The sequence below is a fragment of the Streptomyces sp. GbtcB6 genome (genome assembly GCF_019091475.1).
In the GTDB taxonomy this organism is placed as follows: domain Bacteria; phylum Actinomycetota; class Actinomycetes; order Streptomycetales; family Streptomycetaceae; genus Streptomyces; species Streptomyces hyaluromycini.
Window position 1 is genome coordinate 235515 of record NZ_JAGXJL010000015.1, and the last position, 10845, is coordinate 246359.

7 protein-coding genes are annotated in these 10845 nt (G+C 71.7%); 6 read left to right on the forward strand and 1 reads right to left on the reverse strand.

Annotation, left to right across the window (positions count from 1 at the left end):
• Positions 1-62: 62 nt before the first annotated feature.
• Entirely contained in the window at positions 63-1064 is a 1002-nt protein-coding gene (locus KVT45_RS26020; RefSeq protein ID WP_217551410.1) for a LacI family DNA-binding transcriptional regulator, read from the reverse strand.
• Positions 1065-1313: 249 nt separating this feature from the next.
• On the opposite strand from KVT45_RS26020, the gene KVT45_RS26025 reads away from it, so the two are divergent.
• The 6 genes from KVT45_RS26025 to KVT45_RS26050 all read left to right on the forward strand — a co-directional run.
• Positions 1314-2648, forward strand: a complete 1335-nt coding sequence (locus tag KVT45_RS26025; protein ID WP_217551412.1) for an ABC transporter substrate-binding protein — start codon at positions 1314-1316, stop codon at positions 2646-2648.
• Between the two features lie 7 nt (positions 2649-2655).
• The gene (locus KVT45_RS26030) at positions 2656-3606 is read left to right on the forward strand and encodes a carbohydrate ABC transporter permease (RefSeq protein WP_217551414.1); all 951 of its coding nucleotides are present in this window, start codon (positions 2656-2658) and stop codon (positions 3604-3606) included.
• A 47-nt stretch (positions 3607-3653) separates the two neighbouring features.
• Positions 3654-4460: a carbohydrate ABC transporter permease gene (locus tag KVT45_RS26035; protein WP_254647336.1), complete on the forward strand. Its 807-nt coding sequence runs from the start codon at positions 3654-3656 to the stop codon at positions 4458-4460.
• A 33-nt stretch (positions 4461-4493) separates the two neighbouring features.
• Entirely contained in the window at positions 4494-7217 is a 2724-nt protein-coding gene (locus tag KVT45_RS26040) for a glycoside hydrolase family 38 C-terminal domain-containing protein (RefSeq protein ID WP_217551418.1), read from the forward strand.
• A gap of 151 nt (positions 7218-7368) precedes the next feature.
• Complete coding sequence (locus KVT45_RS26045) at positions 7369-10347, forward strand: glycoside hydrolase family 2 TIM barrel-domain containing protein (RefSeq protein WP_217551419.1); 2979 nt, start codon at positions 7369-7371, stop codon at positions 10345-10347.
• Positions 10348-10429: 82 nt separating this feature from the next.
• Positions 10430-10845, forward strand: a 416-nt coding sequence (locus KVT45_RS26050; RefSeq protein WP_217551421.1) for a response regulator, incomplete at its 3' end; no start/stop codon positions are given.

The following is a 10845-nucleotide window of genomic DNA, read 5'->3' on the forward strand; positions in this document are numbered from 1 at the left end:
GGACCGGGGGAACGCGGTGCTCCGGCTTCGTCAGTCACCGTCGAGCCCTGCGCCCGGTCCCCCTACGCCGACTCGCGCACCCGCAGCTCCGCCCCCACCGTCAGCTGGTCGGAGTGGAGCGGGCCGCTGCCGGTCAGCAGCCGGGCCGCCTGTTCGACGGCGAGCGCGCCGAGACTGCGGGTGTCCAGGGCCACCGTGGTCAGCTGCGGCTCGACCAGCGTGCCGAGCCGCAGGCCGTCGAAGCCGATCAGGGCCAGGTCCCGGGGGACCTGCCGGCCCAGCCGGCGCGCGGCGCGCAACGCCCCTATCGCGATGATGTCGTTGAACGTGAACACGGCGGTCAGGTCCGGGTGCCGGGCGAGGAGTTCCTGGAGCGCCCGCTCGCCGCCCTCGACGCTCTGGTCCGCGCGGGCCACCGAACCGGAGTCCAGCCCGCACGCGGACATCGCGGCGTCGAACCACTCGTGCCGGACGCTCGGCTCGGAGCGTTCCGCGTGGTCGAGCATGCCGATGTGCCGGTGCCCGGCCCCGGTCAGGTGCCGTATCGCCGCGTGCACGCCCGCCTCGCCGTCGATCAGGATCGAGCTGAAGCGTTCCGAGCGGTGCTTGCGGTCGATGAGGACGACGGGGAGCCCCCGGGTGAGCCGTGCGATCTCGTCCTCCGGCAGGCTCAGGTAGCCCACCACCGCGTCCACCTGGGAGGCGATCACCTCCAGGGTGCCGCGCTCCTCCTCGACCCGGTCGCCGGTGTCGTACACGACCACGTGCCAGCCGCGTCCCCGTGCCGCGTCCAGCGCGGCGGCGGCGACCTCGGTGAAGAACGGGTTGAGCAGATCGGGGATCACCAGGCCGACGCTGAACGTGTCCTGCCTCACCAGCCCCCTGGCGAACCGGCTCGGCCGGTACCCCAGCGCGAGGGCCGCGTCCAGGACGCGCTGCTTCGTGGAGACGCCGATCTCGCCCTTGTCGTTGAGCGCCCGTGACACGGTCTGCCGGGACACTCCGGCGGCCTCGGCCACATCGTCGATCGTCACCCTGCGGGGTCCGGTTCCCGACGACGCCATCGCGCACCTCCGTGAAATTGCCGACGCGCCCGCGTCGCAGGGACACCGAGTATGCCCGGGTCCGACGTCATGAGCCTTGACACTCCGGCGGACCGGAGCTCACACTCCCAATCAACTTCCCGTTACCGCTCCCGTGAGCGCTCACGTTACCGCTCACGGGCCCTTATTCCAACCAGAAGGCAGCCGCCTCCAGGAGTCAACGTCGACCCGCCTGACCACCTTCGCCAGGCGTTCTCTGGAACGGAAGATATGAGCAGCACAGTCACGCGCACCCGCCTCGCCGTCGCAGCGGCCACGGCCGGCATCGTCGTACTCGCCGGGTGTTCCTCGTCCGGTTCGTCGGACAAGGCGTCCGCATCCTCCTGCGAGCCCGCGAAGGGCAAGGTCACCCTCCAGTACTGGAACACCGTTCCGGGCATGGACAAGGTCGTCGACCTCTGGAACAAACAGCATCCGAACGTCCAGGTGGAGATCAAGAACATCTCCAACGACCAGTACGGCATCCTCGGCAACGCCCTCAAGGCGAACAAGGCCCCGGACCTCGCCCAGGTCGGCTACGACGAACTGCCCAACCTGCGCAGCCAGAGCGCCTTCGTGGACGCCTCCGCCTGCAAGGCGGCCACCGCGGCCAAGTCGAAGTTCGTGCCGTGGACCTGGTCGCAGACCAGCTTCGGCGGCACCGGGGTGTTCGCGATCCCGCAGGACACCGGACCGATGGCGCTCTACGTCCGCAGCGATCTCTTCAAGAAGTACAACGTCGCCGTGCCCACGACGTGGGACGAGTACGCGACGGCCGCCGAGAAGCTGCACAAGGCGGACCCGAACCTCGACATCACGTTCTTCGACCCGAACAACGCCGAGTGGTTCAACGGGCTCCTCTGGCAGAACGACGCCAAGATGTACGGCTACTCCGGCGACAAGTGGCAGGTCAGCGTCGACTCGGCGCAGAGCAAGCAGGTCGCCGACTACTGGCAGAAGCTGATCTCCGAGAAGGTCGTGCGCACCGACCTCGCCCACGGCTCGACCCAGATGTACGCGGCGTACCAGAAGGACCAGATCGCCACCTACGTCGGCGCCGCCTGGGGCTACAGCATGTTCCGCGACAACCTGCCCAAGCAGGCCGGGAAGTGGACCATCGTCCCGATGCCGACGTGGGGTTCGAACGGCTCCTCCGGTGACTGGGGCGGCTCGACCGTCGCGTTCATGAAGGGCGGCAAGCACCTCTACGAGTCGGTGGAGTTCAACACCTGGCTGAACTCCGACCCGGACGCCCTGGCGCTGGAGAACAAGCTGGGCGGCCTCTACCCGGCGGCCACCGCGGGACTGGACCTGCCCGCGCTGAAGCAGGGCGTGCCGTACTACAACAACGAGAAGATCTTCGACGTCTTCGCCGACGCCTCCAAGAAGATCGACACCAGCTTCGCCTGGGGTCCCACGCAGAAGACCGTGAACCTGGCCCTCCAGGACGCGCTGGCCAAGGCCGCGGCCGGCAGCGGCACTCTCAGCGACGCGCTCGCGACCGCCCAGGCCGCCGCGCTGAAGTCGATGAAGGACCAGGCGATCCCGGCGACGGCGGGCAAGTGACCACGGCATGACCGACCTCGCAACCCGCTCGGCCGGCGTGCGGACCACGCCCGGGGGCCGTCGCCGTCGCCTCGACGGTGGCGGCCCCCGGGCGGCCACCGTCGCCGCCTTCGTGACCCCGTTCTTCCTGCCGTTCCTGCTCTTCTACCTGGTGCCGGTCGGCTACGCCCTCTGGCAGAGCTTCCGCGTCGTGCGCCGCTCCGGCGGCCAGTACGGGACGTCGTACACGACCTTCGGCGGCTTCGAGCAGTACGGGCAGGTGCTCCAGAACAACGAGTTCTGGTCCAGCATCGGCCGCATCGGCCTGTTCGGCATCGTGCAGGTGCCGGTCATGCTGTTCGTGGCCCTGATCATCGCGCTGCTGCTCGACACGCCCCTGCTGAGGGCCAAGGGGTTCTTCCGCATCGTCGCGTTCATGCCCTACGCGGTGCCCGGCGTCATCGCCGCCATCATGTGGTCGTACCTCTACTCGCCCCAGCTCAGCCCGGTCGTCGACCTGCTGAACGGCATCGGGCTGCACCCCGACTTCCTCGGCCCGGGCGCCGTCCTGTGGTCGGCCGCGAACGTCTCCACCTGGCTGTGGACCGGCTACAACATGCTGATCATGTTCTCGGCGCTCCAGTCGATCCCGCAGGAGCTGTACGAGGCCGCGAAGATCGACGGCGCCTCCAACTGGGCCATCGCCTGGCGGATCAAGGTGCCGATCATCGCCCCGTCGATCGTCCTGACCACCGTCTTCTCGATCATCGGCACGCTTCAGCTGTACGCCGAGCCGGCGGTGCTGCGGCAGATCTCCTCGAACATCTCCAGCACGTTCACCCCGAACATGCTCGCCTACACGGTGGCCTCCGGGAACAACTACCAGCAGGCCGCGGCCATCTCCGTCGTCATCGCCGTCATCACCTTCGTCTTGAGCTTCGGGTTCATGCGACTGACCTCGAAGAAGGCGGGACTGTGAGCACCCCGACCATTAATCGCGAAAGCCGTGTCAGCCGTACCGCCGCCATGGGGCTGATGCTGCTCCTGGCCGTCTACTTCCTGCTGCCGGTGTACTTCCTGGTCGTCGCCTCGACCAAGCCGCAGGGCGACCTCGCCTCCACCAACGGCCTGGTGTTCTCGCACTTCAACCTGTTCGAGAACCTCCATACCCTGTTCACCCGCAGCGACGGCATCTTCGGCCGCTGGGCCCTCAACACCGTCCTGTACGCGGTGCTGGGCGCGGCCGTGGGCACCTTGATCTCCGCGCTGTGCGGCTACGCCCTCGCCAAGTTCCGGTTCCGCGGCCGGGAGTTCCTGTTCTCCGTCATCCTCGGCGGCGTCCTGGTGCCCACCACCGCGCTCGCCCTGCCGCTGTTCCTGCTGTTCTCGGCGACCGGGCTCGTCAACACCTACTTCGCGGTCTTCCTGCCCAGCATCGTCAGCCCGTTCGGCGTCTACCTGGCGCGGATCTTCGCCAACGCCGCCGTGCCACAGGAGCTGATCGAGTCGGCGCGGCTGGACGGCGCGGGCGAGTTCCGCACGTTCTTCTCGGTGGCGTTCCGGCTGATGACCCCGGCGCTGGTGACCATCTTCCTGTTCCAGTTCGTGGCCATCTGGAACAACTTCTTCCTGCCGATGGTGATGCTCCAGAAGGAGTCCCTCTTCCCGATCACGCTCGGCCTGTACGAGTGGAACGGCCAGACGGCCCGCGCCCCGCTGCTCCAGCAGTCCATCATCACCGGCTCGCTGGTGTCGATCCTGCCGGTGATCGTCGTGTTCATCCTCCTCCAGCGGTTCTGGCGCACCGGCCTGGCCGCCGGCTCGCTCAAGTGACGCCCCCCCCACGCACAGAAGGTGTCTGCTTCCATGACCGACTCCGCCGTTTTCGTGCCCCACTTCCACTGGGACCGGGAGTGGTACGAGCCGTTCCAGGTGTTCCGGCACCGGCTCGTCACCGCCCTCGACACCGTGCTGGAGACGGCCGAGGCCGACCCCGACTTCCGGTTCACCGTCGACGGCCAGATGGCCGCGGTCGAGGACTACCTGGAGATGCGGCCCGAGAACCGCGACCGGGTCGCGGCCCTGGTCCGCGAGGGCCGGCTGGCCGTCGGGCCGTGGCTGATCCTGCTCGACGAGTTCCTCTGCTCCGGCGAGACCATCGTCCGCAACCTCCAGATGGGGTGGGCGGCCGCCGAGCGGCTCGGCGGTGCGATGCCGATCGGCTATCTGCCGGACATGTTCGGCCACATCGCGCAGATGCCGCAGATCCTGGCGCGCGCCGGCATCGAGCACGCGGCGCTGTGGCGCGGGGTGCCCGGCACGGTCGACGGACACGCCTTCCGCTGGCGCGCGCCCGACGGCTCCGAGGTGCGCACCGAGTTCCTCTTCGACGGGTACGACAACGGTCTCGACGTCCTGCTGGTGCCCGACCGGATCCGGCGGGCGCTCGGCGAGTACGCCGAGATGACCGCCGGGCGCTGGGGCGGCGACCCGCTCCTCGCCATGGCCGGCACCGACCACAACGCACCCGACCCGCGGCTGGCGGACTGGCTGCGGCAGGCCTCCGCAGCGGAGCGGCCGATCACCGTCGCGACGCTCGACGAGTACATCCGCAAGCACGCGCGGGACGAGGTGACGGCCGTCGTCACCGGTGAACTCCGCAGCCATGTGCGGGGCAACATCCTCCCCGGCGTGCTGTCGGTGCGGCTCGGGCTCAAGCAGCGGATGGCCGCCGCCGAGCGGACGGTCGACCACGCGGAGCGGATGAACGCCCTGTGGTCCGGCCGCGACGAGTCCAACTTCCTCGCCCTCGCCTGGCACAAGATCATCGAGTCCACCGCGCACGACTCCGTGGTCGGTTCCGGCACCGACGAGACCTGCGACCAGGTCGCGGCCCGCCTCGCCGAGGCCGCGCAGACCGCCCGCGCCGTCCGGGACGCGGCCCTCGCCGAGCCCGCCGCCGGAGTACCCGGCGACGCCTACCTGGTCGCCAACCCGCTGCCGTCGCCGCGGACCGCACTGGTCGAGGTGGACGTGGTGGCCGCACCGGAGGGAAGCACGCTGGTCGCGACCACCGCCGACGGCGCGGCGCACCCCGTACAGCTGGTCTCCCAGGCCCCCACCGTCCTCAGCGACGAGCGGCTCGACGCCTCCCAGCTGGAACGCGTCCTGCGCCGCATCCACCGCCGCGAGCTGTTCGGCCTGCTGATCAACGGCTATGAACTCACCCCGAACTCCCTGGTCTTCCACCTCGCCGAGGTCCCGGAAGGACCCTTCGACCTGATGACCCTGCGCGGCGAGGTCGCCGCCGCGGCCGCGGCGCATCCGGGGGAGTGGCGGGTGCGGACCCTGGCCCAGGCCCGGGCCACCGCGCTGGCGGCCGTCCCCGTCCCCGCCGCCGGGCTGGCCGCCTTCCGGGTCGCGGCCGGAGACCGGCCCGCCGCCCCCGCGCTGCGGGGCGCGACGGCGACGGCCGACACCCTCTCCAACGGCCTGGTCCAGGTCGCGGTGGCCGCCGACGGCACCCTGGACGTCACCGGCGCCGACGGCACCGTCCTGTCCGGCGTCGGCCGCCTGGTGGACGGCGGTGACCGCGGCGACAGCTACAACTACGCCCCTCCCGCGCACGACGTGCCGGTGTCCGAGCCGACCCGAGTCGACGTCGAACTCGTCGAGGACGGTCCGCTCCGGGCCCGGCTGCGCGTCACCCGCGTCTACGAGTGGCCGGAAGCGCTCGCCGACGGCGACCGGGACCGGCGCAGCGGCCGTACCGTCCCGACCCCCGTGGAGATGCTGGTGGAGGTCCGCACGGGCGAGCCCTTCGTCCGGGTCTCCACGGCGTTCCTGAACCGGTCCGCCGACCACCGGCTGCGCCTCCACGTCCCGCTGCCCGTGCCTGTCACCGGCTCCGCGTCGGCCGGGCAGTTCGCCGTCACCGAGCGCGGCCTGACCGCCGAGGGCGGCTGGGGCGAGTACCCGCTCCCCACCTTCCCGGCGAGCACCTTCGTGGCGGCGGGCCCGGCCACCGTCCTGCTCGACCACTCCGCCGAGTACGAACTCGTCGACGACGGCTCCGCACTCGCCCTCACCCTGCTGCGCGCCATCGGCTCCATCAGCGTCAACATCCACCCCCTGCGCGACGAACCCGCCGCGAGCGAGATCCCCGCCCCGGGCGCCCAGGACCTCGGCATGCGCATCGAGAACCGGTTCGCCGTGCTGCCCTGGGCGGCCGGCTGGCAGGGCGCGAACGCCGTCGCTCTCGCGGAGGAGTTCCGGGGCGACTGCCTCGTCACCCGCGGCACCGCGCCCGGCGGCGGCCCGCTGCCCCCCGACGCGGCCGGCGTGCAGGTCGACGGCCGGGACGTGCACGTGTCGAGCATCCGCCGCGTCACCGACCCCGAGCACGGGCCCGGCACCGAGGTCCGGCTGGCCGCGATGCGGGACACCGCGACCGCCGTCCGCGTGACCGGCGCCTTCACCGAGGCGACCACGGTCGACCTGCTCGGCCGGCCGATCGACCCCGAACCGGTGCGGGACGGACTCGACCTCGTCCTCGGCCCCTGGGAGATCCGCACGGTCGTCCTCCGCTGAGCGCTCCGCGGGAAGCGCCGCGATACGCCGTGAGCCGACTGCGGCGCCGTCGTGGCTGGTCGCGCAGTTCCCCGCGCCCCTTCGGGGGCGCTGCCGGAACCCCAGCACCGGGAAAGACAGCTCCCCCCATCACCAAGAAAGTTGTGACGACTTGTCCTCCGACCCCACCGCGTACGTATCGGACCCCGCCCCCTGGCACGGCGCCCTGCGTCCGGCCCGTTCCTGGCTGCACTCCGACGCCCCGTCCCTCTCGCTGAACGGCCCCTGGCGCTTCCGGCTGTCGCCCACGGCGGCCGTGGCCGAGGCCTTCACGACCGAGGACTTCGACGACCAGGGCTGGGACAGCATCCCGGTGCCGGCCCACTGGGTGCTGGAGGGCGACGGCGCCTACGGCCGGCCGGCCTACACGAACATCCAGTTCCCGTTCCCGATCGACCCGCCGCACGTCCCCGACGAGAACCCCACCGGCGACTACCGCCGCCACTTCGACCTCCCCGACGGCTGGACGGACGCCGAACGGGTCGTGCTGCGCTTCGACGGCGTCGAGTCGCTGTTCAAGGTGTGGGTCAACGGCGTCGGGATCGGCACCGCGAGCGGCAGCCGGCTGGCCCACGAGTTCGACGTGACCTCCGCGGTCCGCCCCGGTGACAACGTCGTCGCCGTACGGGTGCACCAGTGGTCGGCGGCCAGCTACCTGGAGGACCAGGACCAGTGGTGGCTCCCGGGCATCTTCCGGGACGTCACCCTGCTCGCCCGCCCGGCCGGTGGCATCGAGGACGTCTGGCTGCGCACCGGCTACGACGGCGGGCGCGGGCGCCTCGACCCGGAGGTCACCGCCGGCGCTGCCGCGTTCCCGGTCACCCTGCGCATCCCCGAACTGGGCGTGGAGCGGGTCTGGGAGACGGCGGCCGACGTGGCGGCGATCGAGGTGGCCGAGGTGGAGCCGTGGTCGGCCGAGCGGCCCCGGCTGTACGACGTGACCGTCTCCTCGGCCGCCGAGACCATCGCCCTGCGGACCGGGTTCCGCACCGTCGAGATCCGCGGTGACCAGTTCCTGGTCAACGGCCGCCGGGTCGTCTTCCACGGCATGAACCGGCACGAGGCCCACCCCGAGCGCGGCCGGGTCTTCGACGAGGCGCACGCCCGCGCCGACCTGGCCCGGATGAAGCGGTTCAACGTGAACGCCATCCGAACCAGCCACTACCCGCCGCACCCCCGGCTCCTCGACCTCGCCGACGAACTCGGCTTCTGGGTCGTCCTCGAATGCGACCTGGAGACCCACGGCTTCGACAAGGTCGGCTGGGTGGGCAACCCGACCGACGACCCGGCCTGGCGCGCGGCCTGCCTGGACCGCATCGAGCGCACCGTCGAGCGGGACAAGAACCACCCCGGCGTCGTGATGTGGTCCCTCGGCAACGAGGCCGGCACCGGAGCCAACCTCGCCGCCATGTCCGCCTGGGTGCACGCCCGCGACCCCGAGCGCCCCGTCCACTACGAGGGCGACTACACCGGCGAGTACACCGACGTCTACTCCCGGATGTACGCGACGGTGCCGGAGACCGAGCAGATCGGCACGGACGGCTCCCGTACGCCACTGCTCGGCTGCACCCCCGCCCAGGGCGCCCGGCAGCGCACCAAGCCGTTCCTGCTGTGCGAGTACGCCCACGCCATGGGCAACGGTCCGGGCGCCCTCGACCAGTACGAGGAACTGGTCCACCGCCACCCGCGGCTGCACGGCGGCTTCGTCTGGGAGTGGCGCGACCACGGCATCCTGGCCACCGCCCCCGACGGGACCCCGTACTACGCCTACGGCGGCGACTTCGGGGAGGTCGTGCACGACGGCAACTTCGTGATGGACGGCATGGTGCTCAGCGACGACGTGCCGACGCCCGGCCTGCACGAGTTCAAGGCGGTCGTCCAGCCGATCCGGTTCGCCTTCGACCGCGACAAGCTCGACATCACCAACCTGCGGCACTCGGCCGACACCTCCGACCTGCGCTTCCGCTGGCGCGTCGAGTTCGACGGCATCCCCGTGGAGGCGGGGGAGCTGGAGACGCCCCTGCTCGCGGCGGGCGAGTCGGGACGGGTGCCGCTGCCCGCGATCGCGATGGCCGCGGACGCCGAGACCTGGCTGACGGTCGAGGCGGTGCTGGCGACGGAGACGGCCTGGGCCCCCGCCGGGCACGAGGTCGCCACCGCCCAACTGGACTGCTCGGTACGGCGGCCGGTGCCCGCCGTCCGCCCCCGGTCCGGCTGGCGGCCGGGCGAGGGGACACTCGCGCTCGGCATCGCCGAGTTCACCGGCGGCTCCCTCACCCGGCTCGCCGGGCGGCCCGTGACCGGCCCGCGGCTGGAGCTGTTCCGCGCCCCGACCGACAACGACGAGGGCACCGCCGACCGGCTGGAGGGCAGCGACGCCAGCGCCGAGGGGATCTCCAGCGCCGAACTGTGGCGCCGGGACGGACTCGACCGCCTCACCGCACGGCGGATCAGCGTGGAGCACGCCACGGACGCCCTGCGCACCGTCGACCGGGTCTCCGCCGCGGACTCCGCGCTCTCGGTGACCGTGGAGTCGGTCTGGTCGGTCGAGGACGGCGAGCTGGAACTGCGCGTCGAGATCGAGCCCTCGCGCGGCTGGTCGACGGTCTGGCCGCGGATCGGGGTGCGCTTCGAACTCCCCGACGGGGCGGCCCCCGTGGACGGCGCCGAGTGGTTCGGCCTGGGCCCGCTGGAGTCCTACCCCGACAGCCTCCGGGCGGCCCGCACCGGCCGCTTCTCGGCCACCGTCCGCGACCTGTCGGTCGACTACGCGCGCCCCCAGGAGACCGGCCACCGCTCCCAGGTCCGCCACCTCACACTGAGCAGCGGCGACACCGAGGCACTGCGTGTCGAGGCGCTCCCCGACACCCGCGGGCGGCGCCCCGGCTTCACTCTCGCCCGCCACACCCCGCAGCAACTCGCCCGGGCCGCCCACCCCTTCGATCTCCCGGAGTCCACCACCAGCCATCTGATCATCGACGCGGCCCAGCACGGCCTCGGCTCCCGCGCCTGCGGGCCGGACGTGTGGCCGGAGTTCGCGCTGCGTCCCGAAGCCCGCACCATCAGGCTGCGCTTCACGGCAGGCGCCTGAGCAACAGGATCTGACAGCCCGACAGCTCTTTCACAGTCCGCACCCACGCGTCTCACGGCCGGGAGGTGGACGGTCACCGGCCATGAAGTTATCCACCGGTACCCCACGGATCCTGGTCGTGGACGACGAGAAAGACCTGACCGACCTGCTGGTGACGGTGCTGCGGGCCGAGGGCTGGCGGACCGAGCCGGCGCTGGACGGCACGACGGCCCTGCGGGCGGCCCGCGGCTTCCGGCCCGACGCGGTCGTCCTGGACCGCGGGCTGCCCGACCTGGAGGGCCTGGAGGTGCTGCGGCGGCTCCGGGCCTACCGGCCGGACCCCCCCGTGCTGTTCCTGACCGCACGGGAGAGCGTGGAGGACCGGGTCGCCGGCCTGTGCGCGGGCGCCGACGACTACGTGCCCAAGCCGTTCGACCTCGACGAGGTCGTGGTCCGGCTGCGCGCCCTGCTGCGCCGCTGCGACGCGGGAGGCGCGGGCGGCTCGCTGCTCGTCGTAGG